At 40.8% G+C, this 26,999-nt stretch carries 29 protein-coding genes and 1 other annotated feature; of the genes, 2 read left to right on the forward strand and 27 right to left on the reverse strand.

The genetic code is table 11. The annotated features are described in order from the left end of the window. Positions 1 to 20: 20 nt before the first annotated feature. Positions 21 to 371 (reverse strand): helix-turn-helix domain-containing protein, encoded by a 351-nt coding sequence (locus OZX63_RS06160; protein ID WP_277142423.1) that lies wholly within the window; start codon positions 369 to 371, stop codon positions 21 to 23. Positions 372 to 455: 84 nt separating this feature from the next. Further along, a complete protein-coding gene (locus OZX63_RS06165; RefSeq protein ID WP_277142425.1) occupies positions 456 to 1,223 on the reverse strand; it encodes an RNA methyltransferase in 768 nt (255 codons plus the stop codon). A gap of 94 nt (positions 1,224 to 1,317) precedes the next feature. Here OZX63_RS06165 and OZX63_RS06170 point away from each other — a divergent pair, with 94 nt between their 5' ends. Next, complete coding sequence (locus tag OZX63_RS06170; protein ID WP_277142427.1) at positions 1,318 to 1,650, forward strand: acylphosphatase; 333 nt, start codon at positions 1,318 to 1,320, stop codon at positions 1,648 to 1,650. Between the two features lie 33 nt (positions 1,651 to 1,683). Continuing rightward, complete coding sequence (gene yidC, locus OZX63_RS06175; RefSeq protein ID WP_277142429.1) at positions 1,684 to 2,652, forward strand: membrane protein insertase YidC; 969 nt, start codon at positions 1,684 to 1,686, stop codon at positions 2,650 to 2,652. A 61-nt stretch (positions 2,653 to 2,713) separates the two neighbouring features. Here yidC and OZX63_RS06180 read toward each other — a convergent pair whose 3' ends face one another. The 25 genes from OZX63_RS06180 to polA all read right to left on the reverse strand — a co-directional run bounded on the left by OZX63_RS06180 (position 2,714) and on the right by polA (position 26,993). Further along, the gene (locus tag OZX63_RS06180; RefSeq protein WP_277142431.1) at positions 2,714 to 4,147 is read right to left on the reverse strand and encodes an aryl-sulfate sulfotransferase; all 1,434 of its coding nucleotides are present in this window, start codon (positions 4,145 to 4,147) and stop codon (positions 2,714 to 2,716) included. Positions 4,148 to 4,160: 13 nt separating this feature from the next. After that, complete coding sequence (locus tag OZX63_RS06185; protein ID WP_277142433.1) at positions 4,161 to 5,558, reverse strand: APC family permease; 1,398 nt, start codon at positions 5,556 to 5,558, stop codon at positions 4,161 to 4,163. 361 nt (positions 5,559 to 5,919) lie between these two features. Further along, positions 5,920 to 7,491, reverse strand: coding sequence for a HAMP domain-containing histidine kinase (locus tag OZX63_RS06190; protein WP_277142436.1), 1,572 nt, complete (start codon positions 7,489 to 7,491; stop codon positions 5,920 to 5,922). Then, positions 7,469 to 8,182, reverse strand: a complete 714-nt coding sequence (locus OZX63_RS06195) for a response regulator transcription factor (RefSeq protein WP_277133465.1) — start codon at positions 8,180 to 8,182, stop codon at positions 7,469 to 7,471. The genes OZX63_RS06190 and OZX63_RS06195 overlap by 23 nt, the downstream gene beginning before the upstream one ends. Before the next feature lie 155 nt (positions 8,183 to 8,337). After that, positions 8,338 to 8,898 carry a DUF177 domain-containing protein gene (locus OZX63_RS06200; protein WP_277142438.1) on the reverse strand — a complete coding sequence of 187 codons (561 nt, stop codon included), beginning with the start codon at positions 8,896 to 8,898 and terminating at the stop codon, positions 8,338 to 8,340. Positions 8,899 to 8,900: 2 nt separating this feature from the next. Continuing rightward, entirely contained in the window at positions 8,901 to 10,055 is a 1,155-nt protein-coding gene (locus OZX63_RS06205; RefSeq protein ID WP_277142439.1) for a nucleotidyltransferase, read from the reverse strand. A gap of 6 nt (positions 10,056 to 10,061) precedes the next feature. After that, positions 10,062 to 10,409, reverse strand: a complete 348-nt coding sequence (rsfS, locus tag OZX63_RS06210) for a ribosome silencing factor (RefSeq protein ID WP_277142441.1) — start codon at positions 10,407 to 10,409, stop codon at positions 10,062 to 10,064. Between the two features lie 10 nt (positions 10,410 to 10,419). Continuing rightward, positions 10,420 to 11,019, reverse strand: a complete 600-nt coding sequence (gene yqeK, locus OZX63_RS06215) for a bis(5'-nucleosyl)-tetraphosphatase (symmetrical) YqeK (RefSeq protein WP_277142443.1) — start codon at positions 11,017 to 11,019, stop codon at positions 10,420 to 10,422. Beyond that, the gene (locus tag OZX63_RS06220; protein ID WP_277142445.1) at positions 11,012 to 11,650 is read right to left on the reverse strand and encodes a nicotinate-nucleotide adenylyltransferase; all 639 of its coding nucleotides are present in this window, start codon (positions 11,648 to 11,650) and stop codon (positions 11,012 to 11,014) included. The genes yqeK and OZX63_RS06220 overlap by 8 nt, the downstream gene beginning before the upstream one ends. 9 nt (positions 11,651 to 11,659) lie before the next feature. Further along, entirely contained in the window at positions 11,660 to 12,772 is a 1,113-nt protein-coding gene (gene yqeH, locus OZX63_RS06225) for a ribosome biogenesis GTPase YqeH (protein ID WP_277142446.1), read from the reverse strand. Further along, complete coding sequence (locus OZX63_RS06230) at positions 12,765 to 13,289, reverse strand: YqeG family HAD IIIA-type phosphatase (protein WP_277142448.1); 525 nt, start codon at positions 13,287 to 13,289, stop codon at positions 12,765 to 12,767. Before OZX63_RS06230 ends, yqeH begins: the two co-directional genes overlap by 8 nt. Before the next feature lie 105 nt (positions 13,290 to 13,394). Further along, complete coding sequence (rplT, locus tag OZX63_RS06235) at positions 13,395 to 13,751, reverse strand: 50S ribosomal protein L20 (RefSeq protein WP_277131488.1); 357 nt, start codon at positions 13,749 to 13,751, stop codon at positions 13,395 to 13,397. 44 nt (positions 13,752 to 13,795) lie between these two features. Further along, entirely contained in the window at positions 13,796 to 13,996 is a 201-nt protein-coding gene (rpmI, locus tag OZX63_RS06240; RefSeq protein WP_122018520.1) for a 50S ribosomal protein L35, read from the reverse strand. Positions 13,997 to 14,024: 28 nt separating this feature from the next. After that, positions 14,025 to 14,549, reverse strand: coding sequence for a translation initiation factor IF-3 (infC, locus tag OZX63_RS06245; protein WP_277133715.1), 525 nt, complete (start codon positions 14,547 to 14,549; stop codon positions 14,025 to 14,027). Positions 14,550 to 14,571: 22 nt separating this feature from the next. Next, positions 14,572 to 14,682 (reverse strand) — a sequence feature (ribosomal protein L20 leader region). Between the two features lie 194 nt (positions 14,683 to 14,876). After that, the gene (locus tag OZX63_RS06250; RefSeq protein ID WP_277142450.1) at positions 14,877 to 15,530 is read right to left on the reverse strand and encodes an amino acid ABC transporter permease; all 654 of its coding nucleotides are present in this window, start codon (positions 15,528 to 15,530) and stop codon (positions 14,877 to 14,879) included. 14 nt (positions 15,531 to 15,544) lie between these two features. Continuing rightward, on the reverse strand, positions 15,545 to 16,183 hold the full coding sequence (locus tag OZX63_RS06255; RefSeq protein WP_277142452.1) for an amino acid ABC transporter permease: 639 nt from the start codon (positions 16,181 to 16,183) through the stop codon (positions 15,545 to 15,547). Then, positions 16,180 to 16,995 (reverse strand): transporter substrate-binding domain-containing protein, encoded by an 816-nt coding sequence (locus OZX63_RS06260; RefSeq protein WP_277145107.1) that lies wholly within the window; start codon positions 16,993 to 16,995, stop codon positions 16,180 to 16,182. The genes OZX63_RS06255 and OZX63_RS06260 overlap by 4 nt, the downstream gene beginning before the upstream one ends. 12 nt (positions 16,996 to 17,007) lie before the next feature. After that, positions 17,008 to 17,745 (reverse strand): amino acid ABC transporter ATP-binding protein, encoded by a 738-nt coding sequence (locus OZX63_RS06265; RefSeq protein WP_277142454.1) that lies wholly within the window; start codon positions 17,743 to 17,745, stop codon positions 17,008 to 17,010. 175 nt (positions 17,746 to 17,920) lie between these two features. After that, entirely contained in the window at positions 17,921 to 19,855 is a 1,935-nt protein-coding gene (gene thrS, locus OZX63_RS06270; RefSeq protein ID WP_277142456.1) for a threonine--tRNA ligase, read from the reverse strand. Between the two features lie 295 nt (positions 19,856 to 20,150). Continuing rightward, a complete protein-coding gene (gene dnaI, locus OZX63_RS06275; protein WP_277142458.1) occupies positions 20,151 to 21,053 on the reverse strand; it encodes a primosomal protein DnaI in 903 nt (300 codons plus the stop codon). Between the two features lie 8 nt (positions 21,054 to 21,061). Then, entirely contained in the window at positions 21,062 to 22,411 is a 1,350-nt protein-coding gene (locus tag OZX63_RS06280) for a DnaD domain protein (protein ID WP_277142460.1), read from the reverse strand. After that, on the reverse strand, positions 22,404 to 22,883 hold the full coding sequence (nrdR, locus tag OZX63_RS06285; protein ID WP_277142462.1) for a transcriptional regulator NrdR: 480 nt from the start codon (positions 22,881 to 22,883) through the stop codon (positions 22,404 to 22,406). Before nrdR ends, OZX63_RS06280 begins: the two co-directional genes overlap by 8 nt. Next, on the reverse strand, positions 22,870 to 23,484 hold the full coding sequence (gene coaE / locus OZX63_RS06290; RefSeq protein WP_277142464.1) for a dephospho-CoA kinase: 615 nt from the start codon (positions 23,482 to 23,484) through the stop codon (positions 22,870 to 22,872). The genes nrdR and coaE overlap by 14 nt, the downstream gene beginning before the upstream one ends. Next, positions 23,481 to 24,311 (reverse strand): bifunctional DNA-formamidopyrimidine glycosylase/DNA-(apurinic or apyrimidinic site) lyase, encoded by an 831-nt coding sequence (mutM, locus tag OZX63_RS06295; RefSeq protein WP_277142466.1) that lies wholly within the window; start codon positions 24,309 to 24,311, stop codon positions 23,481 to 23,483. The genes coaE and mutM overlap by 4 nt, the downstream gene beginning before the upstream one ends. A 12-nt stretch (positions 24,312 to 24,323) precedes the next feature. After that, positions 24,324 to 26,993, reverse strand: a complete 2,670-nt coding sequence (gene polA / locus OZX63_RS06300) for a DNA polymerase I (RefSeq protein WP_277142468.1) — start codon at positions 26,991 to 26,993, stop codon at positions 24,324 to 24,326. Positions 26,994 to 26,999 lie beyond the last annotated feature (6 nt).

The following is a 26,999-nucleotide window of genomic DNA, read 5'->3' on the forward strand; positions in this document are numbered from 1 at the left end:
TTGCAAGTAAAATTTTACTTTTAAACCCAGTTATCGGCCCATTCGTGAATTTGGTCAAAGACTGGCTGCAACTCCGCGCCCTTTTTCGTTAAGCCGTAAGAAATAATTTTGGTTTTTTCATCAACTGAACGTTTAACAATTTTCTCTTTTTCTAATTCTTTTAGTCGTTCGACTAAAACTCGGTCGGAGCAAGCAGAAACACAGTTTGCTAGGTCTTTGAAACGCATATAATTCGTATCGCACAAGGAACTGATAATCAGGCCATTCCACTTCTTACCAATGATCTGAAATGCACTAATAAAATGTGGGCAGGTTTCATAAGTTAAAGCCTGACAACCATTGGTTTGTTTAAATTTTCCTTTGTGACTCATAGCAATTCCTCCGTTATCGATTTCTGTTCTCGACAACTATTATAATTAATTCACTTACTAAAAACAAGTACCTGCTCTTAGTCTCTAAGCAAAATGGTAAATCATAATTCCTGCTGCAATCGCCGCATTCAACGATTCAGCTTGGCCCTTAATCGGAATGTACAATTTTTCGTCACTAGCTTGTGCCACTGCTGAACTGACACCATGAGCTTCATTGCCAATCACAAGGCCTAATTGCGGTACTGGGGCAAAATCTGGCAGCTGTTTAGCCGCACGGTCTAGCATACTGGCATAAACAGGAATGCCGTTATTTCTTAGCGAAGCAATTGCTGCTGGCAAGTCTGTCACAATTAAATTAATGTGGAATTGACTACCCTGCATTGCGCGCTGCGTTTTTGGATTGTATAAGTCAACGCTATTTGGTGACAAAATTACACCGTCAAAGCCGGCGGCATCAGCGGTTCTGATAATTGTGCCGACATTACCTGGATCAGCCAACTGGTCGAGCAAAACCCACTTACCATAATTAAACGGGTAATCTTTCGGCTGGGCAATCTTCAAAACCATAAAAATATTTTGGGAATTTTTAGTACTCGACAAGTGCCGCACAATTGCCGAGTTAATCAAAATAACATTTTTGGCTGTTAAATCGACTTCATCTTCGGCCTCGACTGTATCTAAGGCTTCCTGTGTTCCTAATAGATAGACGTACTTGCGGCTTGCCTTAATTGCTTCCTCAACTAAGTGAAAGCCTTCGATTAAATATAATCCAGTTTCCTCACGATATTTTTTCTGCTTTAATTTAGCTAAATCCTTAATTAACTTATTATTTACCGAACTAATTTGTTCCATTGCTAAAACCTCTTTCTCTGACTCTATTTTAATGTAAACTATTCAATTTTAAAAATGGTAAAATCAAGTATATAACTTGTAGAAAGGACTAATTATGGGCTTTTTTAACAGAAATAACCACCCTAAACATCATAATCCCGCCGATTCTAATCAGGAAACCTGGGCACTTACCGTTTCCGGCATTGTGCAAGGTGTCGGCTTTCGCTGGAGCGTCCAAGTCTTGGCTGACAAAATGCAGCTGACTGGGTCTGTTCATAATAATTTAGACCAAACAGTAACTATTGTACTGCAAACCGACCTCAATCATGTTAACCAATTTTGCCAAGAATTGCCCCACAGTATTTCACAATTTGCTAAAATAACTAAAATTAAAAAAGAAAAACTGACAAATGCGGGCAAAATGCACGGTTTTCATGTATTATATTAGATGTTGACAAAAAATAATAATGTGGTGAATTGAATGAAAAAATATCGTAAATATCTTGGTTTGGCTGCTTTAACACTAGCAGTCATGTTAATTGTGACTGGTTGTGCGCAAAATGGCAATGCCTTAAATACGCCGCCGTCAAGCGGCATCTACGGCTGGATTTATAGTTTTATTGGTAAGCCCCTGCAGAACATCATGTTGCGCTGCTACGCCATCATCGGCGGGGCAAACGGCGCTGGCTGGGCCATTATTTTAATGACTCTAGTCGTGCGGATGATTTTATTGCCATTAATGCTAAACCAGCAAAAGAAATCAACAACCCAACAAGAAAAAATGGCGCGGTTGCAGCCCCAGATGAAGTTAATCCAAGACGCAATGAAGAAGAAGGATTTAACTCAAGACCAGCAAATGACTTTGGCCAACTGGCAGCGGCAATTGTATTCGCAAAATAACTTGTCATTAACAGGCGGCATGGGCTGTTTACCACTGATTATCCAGTTCCCAATCATGATCGGGATTTACCAAGCGGTAATGTATTCCAAGACACTGGCAAATTCGACTTTCTTCACAATTTCGCTTAGTGATAAATCCATGCTGATGGCGATTATCGGTACTGTCTTTGCATTTATCCAAGGTTACATTTCATTAATTGGGATTCCTAAGGAACAAAAGAAGCAAATGCAGTCAATGATGCTGCTTAACCCAATTATGACCCTCTTTATTTCCATGTCGGTTTCCGGTTCAGTTGCGCTATATTGGGCTGCGGGTAACTTCTTTACCATTATCCAGCAAGTAATCGTCACATTTATCATTATGCCTCGCGTTAAAAAGAATGTTGACGAGGAATTAAAGCGTGAACCAATGAAAGAAATTGTGACACCTGCTAAAGTTGCCGAGCTTCTAGACCAGACAACTGCAGCGCCTGCAGCAAATAAGCAAGTCAAAGAAATGCACGAAAATTTGCGCAACCGTAATAAAGGTAAGCAAAATCATAAGCATTAAAACAAATAGTTTTTACCAAAATAAGCATCAGATTAACTTAATCTGGTGCTTATTAATTTGGCTAAATTTCATCATTAAACTTAGCTGGAGTTGTGTTATATCCTGCTGCCTGTGCTACAGTAACGGCACTGTCTTTTGTCAGAGTTGGGTCGGCTGCCCCAGGAAGATGGAAATTAGCATTATCTGGAGGAATAACTGCTTGCAGAGGATCTTCCCTAGTTAGCTGTGGAATCCAGTCGTAAGGAATCCGATAAGCACGAAAAATCAACCCGTCACCTAAGTTAGGATAAACATATTCCCAGACGATTTCCTTATCCTGCGTTACTTCTAAAAAGCGCCCCTCTGTTCCCTCATCAATTAGCGTATTACCGTTGGGTAAACGTTGGGCGCTGCTGACAAGTGGCGAATAGAAATGATGCCGGTGAAAAGGAGTATGACTAGCCGCAATATCAGTTGCGCCAAATGACCAAACGACTGCCAAAGTTACCGGGTTGAATTCAATTACCTGTGAGGTGTCAATGCGACTAGTTTTCGTCCCTGTACTTGAAGTCTGATCGGGAGCACCATAACCGGCCCAGCCACCGTTATTGAAAACCAAAATATTACCGGCTCCAGGCAAGCCCTGCGGAATCATGTGCGTGTGATGCATCCCGATTAATGGCCCTAATTTTTGTAAAGCTGGACTTATCGTATAGTCTGGTCCAATCTGCCAAACAATTTTGCCGGTTTCATGGTCAATAATCCACATAATGTTGGCTTCACGGGAATCCATTATAATATTATCCGGCTTAAAACGAACATCGCCTTCCTCGAACCAATGATTTGGTCCTAAATAACTAGCACAATTAACGTGGAACAGGTCACCTTCACCCTCCCCATTAAAGCTGTCCTCATGAGTATTGGGGTCCCGAAAAATAGCATTCTTTTGCAAATTAGATAAATGAAATTCATTAAAGTGGTCTGTTATGTGCCATGACCAGAGTTTTTTCCCGTTACGGTCAACCTCCAATAAAACTTCTTCAAGTAAGGGCTGTGGGGAAATTTTGGGCTTTTTAACATTGTTATGCGTCAACAATAATACTTTGTTGAAATCATCGTTAACAGTTTGACCTGGAACAAAATAGCCAACTGGATTACCTTCAATTTGGTAGTCATGGTGTTGCCTAGCAACCCAAGTTTTGCCGCAGTCCTGATCCGTTACTTCTTGGTTATGATTAAAACTCCAAACAACATTACCATTCCAATCAACCTCGGTTACATCAGCATAATCTTGATAGGCATCCAAGCGATTGCGGCACCTGAGTGAACCGAAGATTTTACCACCCGGAATCATTTTGTTAGGAAAGCCCTGTAACCCGCGCCACTGATGGACTACCTTTCCGGACATATCAATTAACACAGCACCAATACCGCCAGCATTAAACAAAGTATAGCCATTCCATGCCTTAGCAGGATCGAACATAACCGTTCCTGTTGGAAAAATATTTCTACCCATTGAAAAACCCTCCTTATGCTTGTTTATTTTCCAATTTATTTAATAGTGCCATTGCAAGAGGTAACAGCAAAAAGCCTACAACCATCATGGCAATTGCGTACCAATTAATGCCAACAACTTGGCCGTTGACGATTACGCCAAACTGGACTTTCCAGTTGTATTCAACTAATAAAAAGACAACGAGCAAGATTGAAATAATAGGGATAATAATATCTGTCCAAACGTTTTTAGGAGCATTTAGGACCTGTTCCTTGTTAGTTCCCCGGTAAAAACGCATAACAGAAAGTGGAACCACAATAAATTCGACGAAACTGACCATTGCAGTCAGTGTAATCAGATTTGTCATGTTAAATTGAAAAGCCATTGGAATTAAAATAACTAAAATTATTGAAATGAAGTAACTTCTGATCGGAAAATTGTTTGCTGTTCTTTTGGTTAATTTTTTAGATAACTGCCCTTCTTTAGCCATTGCTTCTAAAACTCGCGGAATACTGAAACTTTCAGCAATATTAACACCTAGCATTGAAATTAGAGCACCAATTAGGATTAGGTCACGAAGAATTTCGTTCTTGAAAATTGCACTAATTGCGACAACTTGCTTGGTTGTCATTAAAGCCTGTGGAGCTAGTTTTAGGGCAACTGCGATAATCCCCATGTAGATGAAAGCAATGATAAAAATCGACAGTGGAATTGCGCGCGGCAAGTTCTTTTCCGGATGCTCCATATCTTCTGCACCAGAAGCCACTGACTCAAAGCCCATGAAAGAATAAAAAGCAGAAACCACAGCCATTGCAAGACCGCTAGTAGTTAATGTGGGAACGATCTTATGACCGTTTTGTGTAATTTGGTCAACTTCTGCAAGGTGATGAGTTGCTCCAGTGGTCAGCATCAAAGCGACTGCAGCTATAATAATTAAAATAAGTGCTGCAAGCTTACCAATGGTTGCCATATTCATAACGTATTTGACAACTTTTTGACCGAAAAGATTAATTATAGTAATCAAAACGACCAAGAGTAATAGTCCAATGGTTAATGACATATTATTATTGGGATTGCCACCAAAGATGGAAATGGTCGATTTGACAACGCCAGTTGCCATTACTGACCAAGTAACACTGGCGGCAAAGTAGCGCAGAATACCCATGTAAAAGCCTAACTTGTCGCCAAAAGCCGCCTTCGAATATGCATATGAAGCACCAGACTTAATAACATATTTAGCAGCTGATGCTGATGAAATCCCAAAGGCAGCTGCACAAATAGCGGCAATTAAGTAAACCCATAACGACATGCTTCCAGCTTGATTGACAACACTAGCTGGTGTTAAGAAAATCCCCGAGCCAATTGTGGTATTAATTGCCAAAAAGACAATAGACCAAAAGTCCAATTTATCTCCAATATTTTTGTTTTTCATTGATGTTTCCTCTTAATTTGATAATAAAAAAATGAGCATGTTAGATTAAAAACCTAACATGCCCACTTTGGCACTTGATATTTAGAACATAATCATGCTAATGCTCACTTGCTAGGTAATTAATCTAGCAGGTTACAATATGCGAGCTAGACACGGCTTTATTTTGTCCGTATCTAATACAACGGACGTTATTTAACCATAATAGGTATAAAAAACGCCTGCATAATATCGCTGAATTGCTTGTAGTGATTGTTGCATGAGATTAGTCCTTTCTTAAATGATAGTGTTTATTAAAACATAAAAGTTCAATGTATACAATAGTATAATTGCAAAAATATTAAATTAAAATTAATTAATGGTATTACTTACTTTCAGATTCTGCACGCTTGCGCAGCTTAGCAGCCTGCTGCTTAGTTAGCGCTGGAAAGACAATCTTGAACTGACTGCCTTGCCCCTCAACAGAATCAACGCTAATCTGGCCGTGATAGCTGTTAACCAATTTTTGTGCAATCGACAAGCCAAGGCCATTACCGCCCTTTTCACGTGTACGAGCCTTATCAACGCGATAAAAGCGATTAAAAATCTTGTCCTGATCGACCTTAGAAATTCCTTCACCAAAGTCTTGGACAATAATATTGACTTCATCTTGTAAAAGGCCAGCTGAGACATTCATTTGCTTACGGTCGGTTGAATATTTAATACCATTATCGATCAAAATTACGAGTAATTGCTCTAGGTGGCCCTGATAAATCTGGACTTCCGTGTCTTGCGGCAAATCATCCATGTCAAGACTAATCTTAAAATCTTGATGAACCAGCGACATGTCGCTAACCACGCGCTTTAAAACCTCTGAGATCTTAGTCACGGCATTCGGATACTGAACATTAATCTGCTCGGCACGCGTCAAATCGAGCATTTCTTGAATCAAATGCTGCATCCGTTTTGCTTCTTGCAGTGATGCATTAATTGATTCATCCAAGATTTCAGGATCATCCTTGCCCCACCGCTGAAGCATATTTAAATGGCCTTCAATTACCGCCACGGGAGTACGCAACTCGTGCGAAACATCCCCGACAAACTCTTTCTGCTGGTCAATATAGCGCTGCATTCGGTCCAGCATTTGGTTAAAAGATACCGCCAACTCTTGTAATTCGTCATTGCGATGAAAGTCAGCAATCCGCGCCGTGCTATTAGGATCATCGTTAACCTCACGCGCCACCTTCGACATTTCCTTAATTGGCTTGACAATGTCTTGCACAATAATAAAGGCAATCAACGTAAACAATACAATTGCAATGATCGATATGCGCACCATCCACTTAAGCAAGTTTTTCATCAGACCGTTGTAATACGTCATGCGGTTAACAACCACAATGTAGCCGGTCAATTTGCCAGTCCTGATTGAACGGACTTTTTGGTACGTAATTAATTCCTGACGATTGTCTTGAAAAGTCTGTTCCTGCTTGTATTCACCCTTAAAGGGTTTAAACGCCGGAATTTCATTTTCGCTACCATTATCAAAGACATCTTCTTGCTGTAAATTATAAACAACTACATTTAAGTCAGGATTGGTCAATGAGGCTAGTAAATTATCATTAAAGGCGCTACTTGCTCTGTCATCGCGACTAATCACAGGATCGCCCTGCAAAACTTTTTTAGCAGAGGGTGTTAGTGCCGGAACAACATTAGCAATTTGTAATTCACCCGAAATAGAACTGAGATTTTCATTCAGCTGGACGACCATTTGGTTAGAAGTTTCCTTCTGCTGACCAATTGATTGCTGACCAACAAACGTGTAAATAACTACTGAAAATACAATAAAGGAGACCATAATCGTCAAACTGACGATACTGACCCACCGTACAATTAACGATGAGCGTTTGGTCCCCTTTTTACTTTGTTCGTGCTTTTTAGTTCTTTTCATCATCTTCATCTCTTACCATATATCCAGTACCGCGAACGGTCTTGATATAAGATGGTTGGCCGGGAACGTCAATTTTATTGCGAAGGTAACGAACATAAACTTCTACAACATTAGTTTCAATGTTTGAACCTGGTCCCCAAATTTTAGAAAGCAATTGATCACGGCTAACAACATTGTTCTTGTTCTTAATCAATGTCATGAGCAAGTTATATTCCCGCTTCGTCAAGTCGACAGTCTTACCATCGCCGCGACGAACAATCCGGTTAGCCGTTTCAATTGTCATGTCCTTAAACTTAATGACTTTCTTTTCAATGGTGTCGTCAGAAGCTTCTTTTTCAATTTTAACCCGGCGTAAAACAGCGCGTAACCGAGCAAGTAACTCCTCAATTGCAAATGGCTTAACAATGTAATCGTCGGCACCATGGTCAAGACCAGAAACCCGATCAATCACGGAATCACGCGCTGTCATCATAATAATTGGTGTTGTCTTAACTTGACGAACCCGCCGAGCAATTTCTAAACCATTTAAGTCTGGCAACATTAAGTCAAGCAAAATCGCATCAAAATCTTCGTTCAATGCAGTTTCTAGTCCCTTACGACCGTTTGCTTCAACAACTGTTTCATATTTTTCGTGTTTTAATTCTAGCTCGACAAACCGCGCCAAATTCTTTTCATCTTCAATAATTAGTATCTTTGCCATTTTATCCATCCCTTTTAAAATTATTGTTCACACCAAAAACTAAAATATTTTTAAACTTAATTTAATAACTAAAGGATACTTTAAAAAAGCAAGCAAAACAAGCTTAAGCTTCCAAGTTACCTTAACTTTAATTATCTTAAAAATATTTAATTTATTCAATCTTTATCTTGCTGGTTATCCTTTTGGTCTAGCAATTCTTTTAGTTTGGCAAACGCCGGATTAACCTGATTCTTTTTGCCTTCGTCAAATTCTGCTTCTGAAATAACAGCCCAGCCATTACCTTCCGGATAAATATCCTGGTCTTCTTCTTCAGGCGTTAATATCGTTGTCGGAATATGCAAGAGCAGGTTATCTTCAATTGCTGTTTGCAAATCAATTTGATCATCCTCAACCTGCACAATCGGCGTTTCACTAGCTTCTAATTCTTCTTTAGAAACTGCATCCTCAGAATAATTTTCACTAAAGCGAAAATCCTCATGATAAGTCACCGGCTCTAAGCTCCGACTTGACGGGACAACTAGATCAGCTGTGACGTGCAAATCACAAGTAACGTATGGCTCATTATAAAAAGCATCTCCGTCTAAACGAACATTTTCAACTTTGTATAACAGCTTTTGACTGCGCTCCAAAAATTCTGGTCGCATTGCAACTTCGCGCTCAATGTGCGTCAGCGGTGCCTTGCTGCTTTCTACTTGTGAAAAACTAATCGTAAACATCCTTAAACCTCCAATGGTCTGCGACCAAAGTTTTGGTCAACTTGCAAAATTTGCTCAACCAGCCGATCCACGCGCAATTGTAAGTGCATTGAGCCCGAACGCGTATTCTTCTGGTCAACCTTTGAAATAACGTTAGCAGTTGTCTCTTTTCTGATTTTCTTCAGATAACGACGGCCTAATTTGCTATAACCAAGCAAGAATAATGCCTCGTTGTTGAAACTGTCCAGCATGTCATCTTGGGTCACGTTTAATAAAGTATACAAACTTAATCGGCGCAAGCGTGAATAAGTATAACGCTTAGACTTGATATAGCGCAAGAATTCCGTAAAATTACGTGCACGGTGAATTTCCTGCTTCATTTTGTATTCAAGTCCCTCACTCATTTGGTAGATTTGCCGTAATTCTTCAACCGAAGAAGACTCAAGGCGATACTTCAGAAACGGGAACAACAAGTTCCAGTTAGGATAAGCAGACTGTTGATACAATTGTGCTACTTCAGTTTTAGGCAGCCATTGTTCCAGTTCTGCGCCTGTTTTTTCGTGCAAAATAATATTGCGAATAGCACTAGCACTCTGCACAACACCTTCACGCTGCAGCAAATCATCATGGCCAGCGCCAATTCGATTAACTGGATGCAAAGTAAGCGGCGTCCACAAATTATGGTTGGCAACCGCATAAGCTAGTCCCAAAATTGCATTCGGCTGGTTGACTTCATAGCCCACTTCACGCGCAACCATCTCATTATATTGAGTTGAATAGGTCTGACTATAATCGTTAAAATTCATGTGATTAGGCGGAATTTCAGCAATCTTGCTGCCAAGATAGGCAAAGTTAAGCGTAGCATCTTCCACACCAAATACTAAATCGCTGACACCTAATTTAGCTAACTGATTAATGCTCCCTAATGAAAAAAGGTCCGCAGGCTCAACCGAAGTGGAAAAAGGCATCTCAAAAACAAGGTCAGCGCCACTGTTTAGCGCAGCCTGTGCTCGTGACCACTTATCCATGATTGCCATTTCACCACGCTGAACATAATTTCCCGACATCAAAACCACGATTGGGTCTTTACTGCCAGCCAGCAGCCTTGCCTGATTTAACAAAAATTCGTGGCCACTGTGCAAGGGATTAAATTCGGCAATGATTCCCACTACACTCATTGTCAGCTAGTCTTCCTTTATTTCTAATTGCTTACCTTCTGACCACAATTTTTCAACGTTATAAAAATCGCGCGCCTCTTCGGTAAAGACATTGACAACAACGTCGCCCAAGTCAAGCAGCAGCCAGTTAGACTCACTTGACCCTTCAATGCGATAGTCATAGTAGTCAGCCTGATGTGCTTCATCAACAATTGCATTGGCAATTGCGTGCAGCTGCCGATTAGAACCGGCACTGGTTGCTACGTAATAATCAGCTAAGATACTAATTCCTTGCATGTCATAAGCAATAGTATCTTCACCGTGGCGGTCGCTGATGGCTTTTAATACAAAAGTCAAAATTTCTTTACTAGTCAAATTTTTCTCCTTAATTATTTTTAATACTCCACACATTATATGCTTTAAATGTGCGAGGATAAATCTTATCTCTTTTTTCAGCTAAAAAGCTGAGGCTATGTGCTAACTGGTAGCCTACACCAGCGTCTAAATTGGCAAATGTTACTTCGCGCGCTTCTTCAACTCCAGGAAAATCGCGGCCGGGCTCAATGAAATCAGCCATGAAAACTATTTTATCTAAGGTCGTCATTTCAATATCACCAGTTGTGTGCCGGTCAACAGCCGTTAGAATCTCACTATCGGTAATTTGCAAATCACGCTTAATAAAGTACGTGCCAACAATCCCGTGCCAAATTGCGCGATTCCAATTTAAGAGTTCCTGATCAAAGCCCTGCGACTTAATCACTTCTCGATATTCTGCAACTGGAACCTGTTTAGCATAATCATGAACAAAACCAGCTAATGCCGCCTTATCTTCATCATAATGATTAAGCTGGGCCAGTTTTTGCGCGGTTTGGCTCACGCGCACGCAATGCGCAAACCTAGATGCATCCATGTTGGCTTTTTCTTTAGCAATAATTTCCTTGCTTGATAAAGGTGAATAAGTGTTTGCAAAAAATAAATCAGTCATAATAAAGTCCCTTTCGATGAATATAATCGCTTACCGGTTTTGGAACTAAATATCTAATTGAGCCGCCCATTGCAATCGTCTGCCTAATTGAGCTTGAGCTCAAGTCAATTGCTGGAACATCAACCCAAATAATTGGCAGTTGCGCCTTTTGTTCATAACCCGGACGCCTAATGCCAACTAAGGTTGCCAATTGAGCCAATTTAAGTGGTTCTTTCCATTCACTTAAATTATTAACCTGATCGCTACCCATAATCAAATAATAATGATTTTGTGGTGCTTTTTCATGCAAATAAGTCAGCGTATCAACGGTGTATGAAACACCACCGCGAAACAGTTCAAATAATTTTACATGAAAATGCGGATTATCTTGCGTTGCCAATTCCAGCATATTCGCCCGGTCTTCTGCAGCTACTGTCGGCTTGTCTTTTAAAGGCGGAATATTTGTTGGAATAAACCAGATTTCATCCAGATGCAGCTTAGTTAAGACTTGGTCGGCGACGACCAAGTGAGCTAAATGAACGGGATTAAAAGTGCCGCCCATTATCCCAATTTGCAATCCTTGAGACTGCGGAATTTTTTCTTCCTTAACTTGAACTACCGGCTTTTTTTCAATACTTTTTGCAAACGTCATTCTTCGCCTCTAAATTAACGCGCGTCTAATTCCTAAACCAATCTTATCAGGCGTGTATATTTTGACTAAACAATCGGCGGGCACCGTGATAAAGCCAATGCCGCCAAATAATAGATCGCTCTTATAAGTCGTATGCATTTCTTGATCCTTGAGTGCAGGCAAGTCTTCACCCTCTGATGGCGGGGTCAATAGGTCACCTACATGCTTTTGGTAAAATTCATCCGCATTCTCTGTCTTTGTCCGGTGAACATATAAATCTCGCGCAACATAGACCGTAAAGCTAGTTGGCTCACCCTTCAAATAATCTATCCGGCCCAATCCTGCCAAAAAGAGCGTGTTACCAGGCTTTAATTGGTAAGTTGCTGGTTTAAGTGGCTTTTGCGGTGAAATTGCCGCCAAATCTTGCGGATTAAGGTGCGTTGCCAATTGATTTTCGGACATAATTCCTGGTGTATCAACCAAAAAGTGACCATTTTCTAGCGGAATTTCAATTCGGTCAAGTGTTGTCCCTGGAAAACGCGACGTCGTAATCAAGTTCTTGACGTCACCCATCTTGTCAATGATTGCATTAAGCAGCGTTGATTTACCAACATTAGTCATTCCGACAAAATACACATCTTCCGTGCGAGACTTTTTATCCAGATAGGCAATTAAATTAGTCAAATTTTTCTTTTTAGCCGCACTAACTAAGAAAATCTTCTTGGGGAAAAGCCCAACACGGTTTGCTTCCTGCCGCATCCAATCCTTAATTTTGCTTTCGCGTGAATTAAGTGGGAAAAGGTCGAACTTGTTGCCGACTAAAATCAACTCATTGTCACCAACAAACCGTTTCATTGACGATAACAGAGAATTGGTGAAATCAAACAAATCAACGACATTGACCACCAATGCCTTCTTTTCGGTTAACGAATTGAGCAAGGCCAAGAAATCATCGTTATCAACATCAACCGGCATGATTTCATTATAGTGCCGCAACCGAAAACAACGCTGGCAATAAATATCATTGCCCTCATCTTCACTCTCAAGTGCCTTCTTAAGCCGTGAAGCTGGTAAATAACCTGCTTCCTTGGGATTGTCGGATTGCAGCTGCGCGCCACAACCGATACAAATAATATCATCCATTTTTTAATGTCTCCTTAAAACTTACGCGGTGAGAAATTGCTAAAAAGAAAAAGATAATTTTTTCCAAGAAACGGTTAATCCGAGTATTCCACTTATCTGTTTCAATTAATGGCTTAACCAATACTGACTCGACGCCAGCTAGGTTACCCGCTTGAATATCAGTGATTAACTGGTCACCCACCATCATTACCTGCTTCTTAGTTAAGCCCATTTCCTCACGTTTTTTTGTAATTGCAAATGGCAATGGCTTCTTGGCTTTAGCGACAAACTCGATATGATACGGATTAAGTACTTTGCCCACTCTGAGCGCATTATTGTTTGAAATAACAACAAGTGTCACACCAGCAGCTGCTAGCCGCCGATTAAGCTGGTCCATCTTCTTAGCCGTTTCAAACTCATTCCATGCAAGCAATGTATTGTCTAAATCCGAGAACACTGCCTTAATTCCCATCTGGTGCAGTACATCAGTATCTAAATGATAGATTGTATCAATTGTGTAACGTGGCCTGAATATCATCTAGCTCCCCTTTTCTGCCATCTTCTTAGTCTAATATATCAAAAAATGACGTCAAGGTCATAAATTTTGACATAAAAAAACGGCGCCATAAGCGCCATTTTTGAATTAATTTAAAGCTTTCTTAGCAGTTTCTGCTAATTGTGCAAAAGTCTTTGAATCGTTATAAGCAATGTCAGCTAACATCTTACGGTTAATGTCAACACCAGCTACTTTCAAGCCGTGCATTAACTTAGAATATGAAATATCATTTTGTCTTGCTGCAGCATTGATTCTAGCAATCCATAACTTTCTGAATTCGCTCTTACGTCTTCTACGGTCACGGAATGCATATCTGTAAGATACAAATAATTGTGTACTTGCAGCCTTAAATTGCATATGCTTTGCGCCACGGTAACCCTTGGCAAGCTTCATAACCTTCTTACGACGTTTACGTGTTACTGTTCCACCTTTAACTCTTGGCATCTGAAATTCCTCCTAAATATCGTTGTTCTCGTCTAACTTGATAATTAACGCATTTGAGAGAGCATCTGTTTGATGCGCTTCAAGTCGCTGCGTGAAACTAATGCAGCCTTTCTCAAATGACGACGTTGCTTCTTGGTCTTACCGTGGAAACGGTGGCCAGTAAATGCGTGATGACGCTTTAATTCGCCAGAAGCAGTTCTCTTAAAACGCTTTGCAGAAGCGCGGTGGGTTTTCATTTTAGGCATTTTTCAATTCCTCCAAATTAACTAGTTTTTACTTTTTGTCACTCTTAGGAGCGAGTATCAAGAACATTGAACGACCTTCCATCTTCGGCTTGCTAATCACAGTAGCAATATCCGAAGTGGCTTCAGCCATCTTCTCCAGCACTTCACGTCCTAATTCCTTGTGGGTGATTGCACGACCTCTGAACCGAATCGAAACACGAACTTTAGCGCCCTCTTTAGTGAGGAACTTTTGTGCGTGCTTTAACTTAGTGTTAAAGTCGTTACCTTCAATGGTTGGACTTAAACGGATTTCTTTAACGCTGACTGATTTGGACTTCTTACGAGACTCTTTGAGTTTCTTCTGTTGTTCAAAACGGTACTTACCATAGTCCATGATGCGAGCAACTGGTGGCTTGGCATTAGGCGAAATCAGAACTAAATCTAAATTCGCAACACTTGCTTGCCGTAATGCTTCAGTCTTAGTTACTACACCAACTTGATCACCATCTGCATTAATTAAACGAACTTCGCGTGAACGAATTTGGTCGTTTAATATTAAATTCCTTGGTATAATTCTTCACCTCCGTGTTAATTTGAGGACAAGAAAAGAGCGGGTATTAAGTACCCGCTCATAATCAACAGAAAATATCGATTAGCCCAGAGGTCAACTTAACTTAGGCGAGAAGCGGGAGCTTCTTCTTGTTCTCAACTAATAAGTAATTATAGTACCAACTACATACTTTTGTCAATAACAATCATTCATTTATCTGATTTGGCTTTAATTAACCCTTAAATTTATATTAAGACAACTTATTTTATCAAATTATTTTTAACTGGCAAAATAAAATGCTCCCAGTAACTAGTCCTTGGACCAATTATCTGGAAGCATCCTTATTCAAATTTAATTCAGCTGTTTACCAACTACGCTGCCGACCAATGACAAGGCAAAGCAAACTACAAAATAAAGTAGTGCCAAAGCCACAAACATCGGCAATGTAAAGTTAGCGTTTTGACCATAAACAATCTGTGCTTGCTGGGTCATTTCGGGAACAACAATAATAGTTGCTAGTGACGTATCTTTGATTAACGACACCAACTGGCTAACAAGTGTTGGAACCATGTGCTTATAAGCTTGCGGCAACACAACGTGCCACATTGCCTGTGCAAAATTCATCCCCGTTGAACGGGCGCCCTCCATTTGTCCAGTTGCGACCGACTGAATCCCCGAGCGCACGATTTCTGCAATCATCCCAGACTCAAAAACCGTCATCGCAATAATTGCAGCTGGAATCACATCAGGTCTAAAGCCAAAGTTTGGCAGGCCAAAATAAGTAAAGAAAATAATTAATAATAATGGTAAGTTGCGAACAACATCAACAATAAAGCCAACAGTTACTGAAACATATTTAATTTTAGCGAACCGCAAAATCCCCATTAGTGAGCCAATCACAAAGCTCAAAACCATTACAATTACGGAAATACCAAGTGTAACCTTTAATCCCAGTAGTAAAAATCTGATATTAATCCAGGAAAAGGCGTTAATCCAAGTTTGCATCGTTTTGCGCCCCCCTAACTCAATTTTTTCTCTAAATAATGCATGTAGTAACTTAGCGGCATTGTTAAGAGCAAGTATAAAATGCCAACCACCAGGTAACTATTGATTGTATCAAAGGTTGTCGATGCAATCGCATTGGCTTGATAAAGCAAATCAAAGCCGGCCACAAAGGCCAAAATAGAGGAATCTTTAATCAAATTGACAAATTGATTGCCAAGGGACGGAATAACGATTTTAAATGCTTGGGGCAAAACAACATAACGCATTGCCTGCCAGTAGGTCATCCCAGTTGAGCGCGAGCCTTCTAATTGTCCAGCTTCCACCGATTGAATTCCCGAGCGGATAATTTCTGCAATAAAGGCTGATGTATAGAGTGTCAACCCAATCGTTCCCGCGGTAAAACCGTTAATCTTGAAGAAGTACAGCGGGATAATCAGATAGAAGAACATCACAATTACTAGCAAGGGAATATTACGAAAAACTTCAATATAAACTCGGCACAAAAAGTGAACTAGTTTACTTGGCAACATTTGCAATAGCGCAAGTGATGTACCAATTATTAAGCTGAAAACTAGGGTAATCAAACTGCATAATAACGTCCAACCCAGACCAACTAAAAGCTGATTACCAAAATGCGTAAAAATGTTAATCATCGTTGATACATCTCCTTGTAGTTAAATCCGGGAACTTTACCAAACCATTTTTTAATTAAATGATTGTATTCCCCACTATGCTGTAACTGGACAATTGCACGGTTGACAGCTCGCTCAAAGGGCTTTTGCTGCTTATTAATCGCAATGCCATAGGGCTCTTTAGTAAAAGTGCCACCAGTTACAACAAGACTAGGATTTTCGACGGCCAAGCCGTAAAGCACCCCATTATCTGAAACCAAGGCATCACCTTGGTGCGACTTCAGAGCACTAACTGCTTGACCATAATTCTGCATCCCAATTACCTTTGCCTTGGGTGCAAACTTCTTAACTACTTCAGAAGAATTATCACCAACAATTCCAATAACAGTTTTACCATTCAAATCATGCACGTTTTTAACACGAGAATGAACTGGTACGAGCAGCGACTCGCCCGCATTGAAATATGAATTAGAAAATGCAATTACTTTTTTACGCTCAGGCGTGATTGACATTGTCGCAATTACCGCGTCCACATTACCGTTTTTTAGTAGTGGAATACGCGATTGTGCGGTTGCTGTTACGAACTTGGCATGACCACTTGGCCCTAAAATTTGCTTGGTAATTGCTTTAGCAAGGTCAATTTCAAAACCCTTATGGACATTATCATGCACATCAATCAGACTAAACAGCTTCATATCTGCTTCTACGCCCCAAGTAATCGTCTTAGAACTCTGCGCGTTTTTCAAAACTGCTTGGTCTGCCACCTTTTGACCACAACCTGATAAAAGCAACATACAAAACAGCAGCGGGATTAACCAAAATTTCTTTTTCATCATGGTCACCCCTTAATGCGCAATGATTTTGCTTAAAAACTGTTGCGCACGTTCAGTCTGAGGTTGGTTAAAGAAAGCTTGACTGTCATCATCCTCAACGATATGGCCTTGATCCATAAAAATTACGCGATTGGCAACTTCCTTGGCAAAACCCATCTCATGCGTCACGATTAATGACGTCATCTCACTAGCCGCCGTCACCTTCTTAATAACCTGCAAAACTTCATCAATCATTTCGGGGTCAAGTGCTGAAGTTGGCTCATCAAATAGCAATAACTTCGGACGCATAGCTAACGACCGGGCAATTGCCACCCGCTGCTTTTGCCCACCAGAGAGCTGGCGTGGCACGTTTTCTGCCTTATCGGCTAGACCAACCATCTCCAGTAAGTTCATCGCGCGTTGTTTGTTCTCAGCTTCTGGCACATGACTGACAATTCTTGGCGCCAGCATGATATTCTCCAGCACATTTTTATTAGCATAAAGATTAAAGTGCTGAAAGACCATCCCGACATCCCGCCGCAAGATATTTGCATCTGTCTTGGAATCCGATAAATCATGATTGTTAACGATTAACTGGCCACCTTCAATTGACTCTAGTTGATTAATCGTGCGAATTAACGTACTTTTACCAGAACCAGAAGGCCCAATGAGAACAACAGTCTCGCCCTTATCAATTTTTAAATTAATATCGTGTAAAGCATGAAACTTACCATAAAATTTCTGCACATTGTTGAATTCGATCATCGACATAAATTTCTCCTTATTAGTAGAAAATTTAAGTATCAAATTGAACACTCAGCTAGCTAAAATCCAATAAAGCCAATCGTCTACACCACTTTTGTAACTCGACGGACAATATTTCCAGATTTTTAAAATTTAAAGTGCCGAAATTATTAATACGTTTTCTAATTCTTATTATTGCTGATTATTTTTCACGTGAATATGACTTAACGTCAGCGTCAATTTCTTTAATAAATTCGTCTAAACTCTTGGCAATCTCCTTGTCAGTACCGTAAGGACGAACATTAACGCTGTTATCTGCCATTTCCTTATCACCCAAAACAAGAGTGTAAGGAACCTTTTGGGTTTGAGCTTCACGAATCTTGTAACCCAATTTTTCATTTCTAAAGTCAACTTCTGCTTTGAAGCCGCGCTTGTTGAGTTCGTCGCGAACCTTCTTAGCGTAATCGCCATGAGCATCAAGGTTAACTGGAATAATTTCTGCTTGAACTGGTGCAAGCCAAGTTGGAAAGGCACCCTTGTAAATTTCGATTAAGTAGGCGATAAATCTTTCCATCGTACCAACAATTCCACGGTGAATCATAACTGGACGATGTTCTTCACCATCTTGACCAACGTAAGTTAAATCAAATTGTTCTGGCAACATGAAGTCAAGTTGAATCGTTGACATGGTTTCGTCACTACCCAAAGCAGTCTTAGTTTGAATATCAAGCTTAGGACCATAGAAAGCAGCTTCACCTTCAGCTTCAACGTAGTCAAGACCCATGTCATCCATGGCACCCTTAAGCATTGATTGACTTCTTTCCCACATTTCATCGTTTGCGAAGTATTTCTTAGTGTTCTTCGGGTCACGGTATGAAAGACGGAAGTAGTAATCAGTAATGTCAAAGTCCTTGTAGACATCCATGATTAATTGCAAAGTTCTAGCAAATTCGTCTTTGACTTGGTCTAAGGTAACAAAAGTGTGACCATCGTTCAAAGTCATTTCCCGAACCCGTTGCAAGCCTGACAAAGCACCGGATTTTTCATATCTGTGCATCATCCCAAGTTCAGCAATTCGAACTGGCAATTCACGGTATGAACGGATATGGTGCTTGTAAATTTGGATATGTGATGGGCAGTTCATTGGTCTTAATTCGAGCATTTCGCCGTCGCCCATGTCCATTGGTGGGAACATGTCATCACGGTAGTGTGCCCAGTGACCTGAAGTCTTGTAAGCATCCAAGTTCATCAATACTGGAGTGTAAACGTGTTGGTACCCGCGAGCAACTTCTTTATCAATGATGTAGCGTTCAATTACGCGACGAATAGTTGCACCCTTTGGCATCCAGTAAGGAAGACCAGCACCAACCTTAGGGTCAACGAAGAACAGGTCAAGGTCACGGCCGATTGTCCGGTGGTCGCGTTCCTTAATTTCTTCGCGGCGCTTGATGTCGGCATCAAGGTCAGCCTTCTTGAAAAAGGCAGTTCCTGAAATTCTTTGCAACATTGGGTTAGAAGATTGTCCTTGCCAATAAGCACCGGCAACGCTGAGCAATTTAAACTGCTTAATCTTACCAGTATTTGGCAAAAGTGCATCAAAGCCAAAGTCAACAAAGTCGCCTAATTTATATGCTGCAACAGCGTCACTTGGTTCAGATTGCAATAATTCCAACTTGAACTTGTCATCTTTGAAGATGTCTTCTAATTCGCTCTTAGGCATCTCTACTTGTTCAATCTTAGCGCCGCTCTTAACGGCCTTTTGGATAGCCTTTTCTAATTGTGGTAATTCACTAATTTTGATTTGGTTTGCCTTATCAGTATCAACGAAAAAGCCATCGTTATCTGCAGCATGTTCACCTAAGCGCAATTCTGGATAAGCCTTTTTAGCAACTGCTTCAAAGACAAAGGCAACAGTTGCACGTAAAACGTTCAAACCATCTTCATCTTTATCAGTAATAATTGCTACTTCTGCATCGTCATTTAATTCGTAATCAACTGACTTCAATTCGCCGTTAACTTTTCCGGCCATTGCAGCCTTCCCAAGTGAAGTTGAAATATCATGTGCCAAATCAGCAATTGAAATAGCGTGGTTATAGTCACGTTTTGATCCGTCAGGCAAAGTAATTGAAAAACTCATGTTTACCTCCATAAACAAAAAAAGTCCCAGTGCAATTAAGCACTGGGACGTATATTAGCGCGGTTCCACCCAAATAGATTAGAGTATCTCTAACCCTCTCTTAAGATCGATAATGGAATCCAGCCTTTGTTAAAACCTTTATTAGTAGAATGAGTGGGGTCTTGCTCATGAAAGACTTCCAGAAAAGCGTCCTTCTCTCTGAGGTAAGCAACATCATGTTCATTCATTGCACTTAATTATACGCAAACGACGTTTAAATGCAAGAACTTTTTAATAGAATTTGATTAAAAATAAATTAATGCCGGCGATTAGGTCCCGACACGACTACTTCTTTAGCCAGTGTCCGCACCCGTTCCATCAGGCGTTTGGCCTTAATTGGATCGAGCGCATTCTTAGTTTCTTTAAAATGGTCTTCCAAGTCAGCCATCGCAAAATTCGACGAGAAAAATGTCGGCAGAACATTATCCATCCGCGCCTGCAGAATTACACCTAGGACATCATCACGCGACCATTGGCTCAGAGTTTCGGCACCAATATCATCTAACAGTAATACATCAGCCTGACTCACGCGGTCAATTTCTTTTTGCAAGCTATTATCTTCAAAATGACTGGATAAACCAGCGATAAATGTTGGCACGTGTAAAAAGACCACCTGCTTGCCCATCGCTGCAACCGAATTGGCTACTCCAGCTAGTAAGTATGTCTTACCAACGCCGAAACTTCCTGATAAATACAGCCCTTGTTGGTGGGGATTTTGGGAATAGCCAGCCAAAAACTTACCAATAGCTGCTAACGCTGGTCCACGTCCCGCAGCTGTATCATCCACTTGACTAAGACGCACATCATGCAACGTTTCCGGCAAATTAATCAAATGCAAATGCTTCTTGGTATTAGCACGCAAGTTTTGTTCAATTTTGCTTTCATCGGGTACATAACGCAAATCAATTGCATGATGATTTAAGAACAATTCTGGTCGATAACCCGCTGTTACGGGGTCTTGCTTGTGCTGTGCCAAGTAATATTCGTATAAATTCGACCAGCTCTTCTTAATCATTTCGGACGTAATTTGATCTTTGTGCTGGTTCAAAAACTGCTGCACATTTCTATCCGCCAAAACCTGCTGGTAAATTTGCGCCAAATTATGCTTTTTAGCAATTTCTGGATTTAAATTATTAATAATATCACCGATTGATTGCATAATCTCACCTACTTCATGCCATTTTTATCTTCTAAGTCCTTAAAGAACTTCTTCAAGTCAGCGGAAGAAACATCAGTACTTTGTGTTGCTGTCTTTTTACTCCAGTCAGTCCCCTTTTCGACCCGTTTAGGTTTTGTCGAATAACGAGGGTAATAACTCTTCTTTTGCTGGCGTTTCTCCATATATTCCAAAGCTTGACTACCAGTCTTAACGCCATGCTGCAGCCAATCATGCAAAATCGTATTGGCCAAGCGGTAAGACACAGATGGCCCACTATTCAAGCAGGCATACGTCAAAATATTAAGCAATTCCGCTGGAATATCCTTTTGATTATACAAATTATCCAGCACCTTATACTCACTGGCATCAACGTAATCATGCTTATCGGTTTTTAGGCGATACAAAAATTGGGCCGGCGACTTAGTCTGTGCCAACTGCAAAATTCGTTGGTCACGCAAACTCAAACTGGAATTATCCTGAATTGTCGCTTGTGGATCCTGCGTTTGCTGCAGGTTTTTCCGCGTGCCCTCTGCGTGAATATTTTCTGCAATGGTGCGCTTAATTAACGGCATATCAAGCTGATAACTGTCATGCAAACACGGCAAAGTTTCATCCACAAATTCCTGCTCTGACAAGCCATAAGTACGCATTATTCCCCGGATAGCTGGACGATTTTTATCAATTTCACTAGCCGCAATCTGGTAAATTTCAAACTGTTCTTTCATAAACTGCCAGTCAATTTGATCCTGCTCGTTGACACTCGCTGTCGCAGCCTGCTTAACTTGATTTTCCTGTGCAGCTTGTTGAACATCAAACGACGGACTAATCGCTTCCTCATCTGGCAAGCGAAAAACATCCATAAACGAGGCAGAAACATCCTTAGCGGTTTGCACACCGTTAATCTGGTTCTCACTGCGCTTATTTTCTTGCGCAAATAAATGGCTTAATCGCTGAAAAGTTGTCACACCAACTTTTTCTTTTAACAAGCTCGCAAGTAACGCGGTCGCGAAAAACTCACTACTGCCAGGTACGCGGTTTAAAGAAAACAGCAGCACTTGCCCCATGATTTCATTCTTGATAATGCGGGTCTTAACCAATCCTACTGCCTCTAGCTTATGCAGCGCCTGAAACAATTCTTTCAAACTGCAATCAAGTTGCTCCTGCAGATGGTAGATGCCCTTGCTATCTGACAAAATTGCCGCAGCATCGTAGTCTGCCATTAGCGTTAAATAAAGAGCAACCCCACTAGCACCAATTAGCGGCTGGTAAAGTTTAATCAAAACTTGCAAATCCTGCGGAAAAACCGTCACCCGATTAATGATAAAAAAGGGCTGTTTGGGATTAGAGGTCTCAAACATCAGTAGTTCCCTTCTCCTCACGTTTAGCAATCATGTCTTCCATGGTCTTCATAAAGCTGGACATATCTTTAAATTCCCGGTAAATGGAAGCAAAACGAATGTAAGCAACATCGTCAATATCGGCCAGCTCATCCATCACAATTTGACCGATTTTCTTTGAGGAAATCTCACTAACGCCCTGTTTTCTCACCTTATTTTCAACATGATCAACCAGCTGCTCAAATTGCGCGCTAGTAATCGGGCGCTTTTGACCAGCAGCCATCACACCATGCAAAATCTTTTTGCGACTGAATGGCTCTCTTGTACCATCATTTTTAATAACTAACAACGGGGTCGTTTCAACACGTTCAAAAGTTGTAAAACGAAAGCCACAATTTTCACATTCACGTCTACGTCTAATCGCCCGGTTTTCATCGCTGGGCCGAGAATCAATGACACGTGAGGCATTTTGCCGACAATTAGGACATTCCATTCTTCTCTCCTTTTAACTTAAGTAACAACTCAGCCAATTTGGCTTCTAGTTCTTCTATTGTACCAGTATTTGTAACTACATAATCGGCCAACTTGATTTTTTGTGCAAGTGGCATCTGACTTTTAATCCGATTTAGTGCCGCCTGGCGTGTTAATTGATCACGCTGCATTAGCCGCTCAATCTGCATTTCTTCGGGAATTGCAATTAGCAAAGTTTGATCGCAGTATTTTTGACCGCCTGATTCAAATAAGACCGGAGCATCAACAATGATTAATTGCTTGCCAGCTTGCTTATTTTGCGTAATTTTAGCCTGAATTGTTTGAAAAATCAATGGATGAGTAATTTTATTCAGGATTTTCAGCTGCTCAGGATTACTAAACACCACTTTGCCAAGCTGATGCCGATTAATTGTCTGATCTGGATTTAAAAACTTTTTGCCAAAATGTTGCACAACTTGCAGATAGCCATCTTCGCCAACATTTAAAATTTGATGAGCAATTAAGTCGCTATCGATAATTGGCAGCCCCTGTTTTCTAAAAAAGGCATCTGCCGTGCTCTTACCACTAGCAATACCACCAGTTAGGCCCAACACTAATGTCATTTGTAGACCACCTGGCACTTAGGACAAAAAGTAGTACCGCGACCATTAACCTTGATTTTTTCGAGCGGACTGCCGCAACGCGCACATGGCTCACCCTGATGACCGTAAACTCGCAGCATTTTTTGAAAGCCGCCGGTTTCGCCATTGGCATCAAGATAAGTATGTACAGTAGTACCCCGTTTTGTAATCGCTAAGGCAATCAATTTGTTAATGTTATCATGCAGCTCGGCCACTTTCTTTTTAGGAATTTTACTAGCAATACTTAACGGGTGAATTTTGGTTTCCCATAAAACTTCATCGACATAAATATTGCCTAAACCCGCCACAATGGTCTGATCAAGCAAGGTGCTTTTAATATTTTTCTTCTTACGGCCAAGACCTGCTGCTAAAAATTCCGTCGTAAAGGCGGCAGAATTCGGCTCAAAGCCTAACTTGCTAATTCCAGTAACTACCTGCTCGGTTCCAGTTGCTACTAACTGCATCCGCCCAAATTTGCGCACGTCATTATAGCGTAGCGCCGTATCATCAGTGAAGGCAAACTGCACGTGATCATGTTTATCCTTGGATGCAGCAACCGTTGTCAGTCGATATTTACCTTCCATGCGCAAATGCGACACAATCGTCAAATCGCCGCTTAAGCGAATTAATAAATATTTGGCATAGCGATCAATCGTTAAAACCTGCTGCCCTGCAACTTGTTTAACAAATTCAGCGGGATCACTAGCGATAATTTTGGGATACCACAGTGTTACCTGTTTAATTGTTTTTCCTTTAATTAAGGGGAGCAAGGTGCGGCGCACTGTCTCAACTTCTGGCATCTCTGGCATTAATCTATCTCCTTACTTTGCATCATACCAATTATGGCCCCAACCTGAGTCAGCAATCAGCGGAATATCAAGTCGAACTGCTGACTGCATCACTTCCGGGACAATCTTCTTAATTGTTTCTAATTCATCCTTAGGAACATCAAAAATCAATTCATCGTGCACCTGCACCACCATCTTGGTCTTAAGGTGCAACTCATCTAACTTTTGTTGCATGTTAATCATGGCAATCTTAATAATATCGGCAGCTGACCCCTGAATTGGCGAATTAATCGCGGTTCTTTCCGCAAATGACCGCACATTGAAGTTCTTGGCATGAATGTCAGGCAAATAACGGCGGCGGTGCATGATTGTTTCGGCGTAGCCTTTTTCACGCGCTTCTTGGACGGCCTTGTCCATATAATCGCGAATTTGCGGATATTGCTCAAAGTAATTATCAATAAACTCTTTGGCTTGCTTGCGGCTAATGTTCAAATTCTTGGACAAACCGTAATCGGAAATGCCATAAACAATCCCAAAGTTAACGGCCTTAGCCCGGCGACGCATCAATGGTGTAACTTCATCCGGAGAATCCAAATGGAAAATCTTCATCGCGGTGTGTGAGTGAATATCATACCCAGTCTTGAATGCTTCTTGCATGTGCTCATCACCAGAAACCTGCGCCAATACCCGTAATTCAATTTGCGAATAATCGCAAGAGAAAATGTAGCCGTCAGGAGTACTTGGCACAAACGCCTTGCGAATCTGCTTACCTTCTTCGGTTCTCGTCGGGATATTTTGCAAGTTAGGATCAACTGAAGACAGCCGACCTGTTGCCGTTAACGTTTGTAAGTAACGTGTATGAACGCGGCCATCTTTTTGAATCACATCCAGCAATCCTTTGACGTAAGTTGACTGAATTTTGGCAATTTGCCGGTAAGTCAAAATCTCGTCAATAATCGGGCTCTGCTCTTTTAACTGATTTAAAACATCAACCGAAGTGGAATAACCAGTTTTAGTCTTTTTAATTGGCGGCAAACCCATCTTTTCAAACAAAATGTGCCCTAATTGCTTAGGCGAGTTGAGGTTGAAACGTTCTCCAGCTTCTTGGTAAATTTTGTTCTCCAGTTCCTGCAATTCCACCGCAAACTCATTTTGCAATTGAATTAAAGTACCAGCTTGCACCTTAATGCCGTTCATTTCCATCACCGCTAAAACGCGCGCTACCGGAATTTCAATGCTAGCATACAGGTCATCTTGCTCATGATCCTTAAGGCGCTTGAGCAATTCATCCTTCAACCTAACAATCGACTGCGCCTTGCTGGCCAAGTGACTGAATAAAATCTGGTCGTCGTCAGGAATGTGTTCCTTTTTGCCCTTACCATAAACTTCAAAGTCACTCTTAACAGAATAGTCACCATACAAATGGCAAACTTCACCCATGTCATTGGAGTTGTTTTCATTATTTACCAAATACGATGCTAGAAGCATGTCGTAATCAATCCCGTGAACATGAATATCTAGCCGATTAAGGCCAACCATTGTCCGTTTAAGGTCAAAGACATCCTTCTTAATTTGAGCATTTTCCAAAAGTTGCTTTAACGGCTGAGTTTGCAGAAGCTCAATATCACGACTGACATAAGTTTGCTCACCGATTTTAAGAGCAAAACCGACAAAGTCAGCCAAGTGATAATTAGCACCTAGCATCCCCAAATAAAAGCTAACAGGCGACTGCTCGTCAACCTTAATTTGTTCTAATTGCTCCTTAGTCAGTTCAACATAGTCAATCTTGATTTCTTCTTTAGTGGCATCATCATCGCCAGTAGCAGCGGCATCTAGTTGACTTAAAAATTTGCGAAAATTCATCTTCTCGTAAAATTGCCGCAACTTATCCTGATCAACCTTTTGCCACTTAACATCTGCCAGATTAATGGTTACTGGACTATCACGGTCAATTGTCGCCAACTTTTTAGCTAAAAATGCCTTGTCCTGATCATTAATCAGATTTTCCTTTAACTTGGACTTCTTCATGTCGGCGACATGCTCATAAAGTCCTTCAACCGAACCATATTGTTGGATTAAGCGTGAAGCCGTCTTTGGTCCAACCTTGGTTACCCCAGGATAATTATCGGAATTATCACCCATCAATGCCTTCATATCAATGAACTCAGTTGGTGTAACACCATTAACTTCCTTCATATGTTCAGGAGTGTAGGCTTCGAGGTCTGAAACTCCAGACTTAGTTACCATGACTGTCGTCTTTTCTGAAGCTAGCTGAGTCAAATCCTTGTCCCCAGTAACAATCGTCACCGTCATGTTTTGTTCTTCACCAAGACGCGCAAAAGTACCGATAATATCATCGGCTTCATAATCTTTCAATTCGTAGGTGGCAATTCCCAAATCATGCAGTAGTTCCTGAATATATGGCAGCTGCTCCAATAATTCTGGTGGCGTCTTTTGCCGACCACCCTTGTAGTCGCCATACATTTTATTTCTAAAAGTTGTCTTGCCGGCATCAAAGGCAACCAAAACATAATCTGGCTTAACGTCTTTTAACAAAACATCCAGCATATTTTTAAAAGCATAAATGGCATTAGTGTGCAGACCTTCAGCGTTTTTGAAGTTTTCGAGCTGCCGATAAAGTGCATAAAACGCACGAAAGGCAACAGAGTTACCATCAATTAAAAGTAATTTTTGATCAGCCATAGTTCT

The sequence above is a fragment of the Lactobacillus sp. ESL0700 genome (assembly GCF_029392095.1).
Lineage (GTDB): Bacteria > Bacillota > Bacilli > Lactobacillales > Lactobacillaceae > Lactobacillus.

Bases quoted from the DNA above. Each gene is read 5' to 3' on its own strand.
- OZX63_RS06185 (WP_277142433.1), bottom strand. From the start codon at position 5,558: ATGAAAAACAAAAATATTGGAGATAAATTGGACTTTTGGTCTATTGTC.
- OZX63_RS06205 (WP_277142439.1), bottom strand. From the start codon at position 10,055: ATGAGTGTAGTGGGAATCATTGCCGAATTTAATCCCTTGCACAGTGGC.
- OZX63_RS06280 (WP_277142460.1), bottom strand. From the start codon at position 22,411: ATGTTTGAGACCTCTAATCCCAAACAGCCCTTTTTTATCATTAATCGG.
- thrS (WP_277142456.1), bottom strand. From the start codon at position 19,855: ATGAGTTTTTCAATTACTTTGCCTGACGGATCAAAACGTGACTATAAC.
- mutM (WP_277142466.1), bottom strand. From the start codon at position 24,311: ATGCCAGAGATGCCAGAAGTTGAGACAGTGCGCCGCACCTTGCTCCCC.
- coaE (WP_277142464.1), bottom strand. From the start codon at position 23,484: ATGACATTAGTGTTGGGCCTAACTGGTGGTATTGCTAGTGGTAAGAGC.
- OZX63_RS06265 (WP_277142454.1), bottom strand. From the start codon at position 17,745: ATGTCGATGATCGAATTCAACAATGTGCAGAAATTTTATGGTAAGTTT.
- OZX63_RS06220 (WP_277142445.1), bottom strand. From the start codon at position 11,650: ATGACGTTTGCAAAAAGTATTGAAAAAAAGCCGGTAGTTCAAGTTAAG.
- rplT (WP_277131488.1), bottom strand. From the start codon at position 13,751: ATGCCAAGAGTTAAAGGTGGAACAGTAACACGTAAACGTCGTAAGAAG.
- OZX63_RS06255 (WP_277142452.1), bottom strand. From the start codon at position 16,183: ATGATTAACATTTTTACGCATTTTGGTAATCAGCTTTTAGTTGGTCTG.
- OZX63_RS06180 (WP_277142431.1), bottom strand. From the start codon at position 4,147: ATGGGTAGAAATATTTTTCCAACAGGAACGGTTATGTTCGATCCTGCT.
- OZX63_RS06190 (WP_277142436.1), bottom strand. From the start codon at position 7,491: ATGAAGATGATGAAAAGAACTAAAAAGCACGAACAAAGTAAAAAGGGG.
- yqeH (WP_277142446.1), bottom strand. From the start codon at position 12,772: ATGGATGATATTATTTGTATCGGTTGTGGCGCGCAGCTGCAATCCGAC.
- OZX63_RS06260 (WP_277145107.1), bottom strand. From the start codon at position 16,995: ATGAAAAAGAAATTTTGGTTAATCCCGCTGCTGTTTTGTATGTTGCTT.
- OZX63_RS06165 (WP_277142425.1), bottom strand. From the start codon at position 1,223: ATGGAACAAATTAGTTCGGTAAATAATAAGTTAATTAAGGATTTAGCT.
- OZX63_RS06195 (WP_277133465.1), bottom strand. From the start codon at position 8,182: ATGGCAAAGATACTAATTATTGAAGATGAAAAGAATTTGGCGCGGTTT.
- OZX63_RS06250 (WP_277142450.1), bottom strand. From the start codon at position 15,530: ATGCAAACTTGGATTAACGCCTTTTCCTGGATTAATATCAGATTTTTA.
- yqeK (WP_277142443.1), bottom strand. From the start codon at position 11,019: ATGACTGATTTATTTTTTGCAAACACTTATTCACCTTTATCAAGCAAG.
- OZX63_RS06160 (WP_277142423.1), bottom strand. From the start codon at position 371: ATGAGTCACAAAGGAAAATTTAAACAAACCAATGGTTGTCAGGCTTTA.
- nrdR (WP_277142462.1), bottom strand. From the start codon at position 22,883: ATGGAATGTCCTAATTGTCGGCAAAATGCCTCACGTGTCATTGATTCT.
- yidC (WP_277142429.1), top strand. From the start codon at position 1,684: ATGAAAAAATATCGTAAATATCTTGGTTTGGCTGCTTTAACACTAGCA.
- OZX63_RS06230 (WP_277142448.1), bottom strand. From the start codon at position 13,289: ATGATATTCAGGCCACGTTACACAATTGATACAATCTATCATTTAGAT.
- OZX63_RS06170 (WP_277142427.1), top strand. From the start codon at position 1,318: ATGGGCTTTTTTAACAGAAATAACCACCCTAAACATCATAATCCCGCC.
- polA (WP_277142468.1), bottom strand. From the start codon at position 26,993: ATGGCTGATCAAAAATTACTTTTAATTGATGGTAACTCTGTTGCCTTT.
- OZX63_RS06200 (WP_277142438.1), bottom strand. From the start codon at position 8,898: ATGTTTACGATTAGTTTTTCACAAGTAGAAAGCAGCAAGGCACCGCTG.
- rpmI (WP_122018520.1), bottom strand. From the start codon at position 13,996: ATGCCTAAAATGAAAACCCACCGCGCTTCTGCAAAGCGTTTTAAGAGA.
- dnaI (WP_277142458.1), bottom strand. From the start codon at position 21,053: ATGCAATCAATCGGTGATATTATTAATAATTTAAATCCAGAAATTGCT.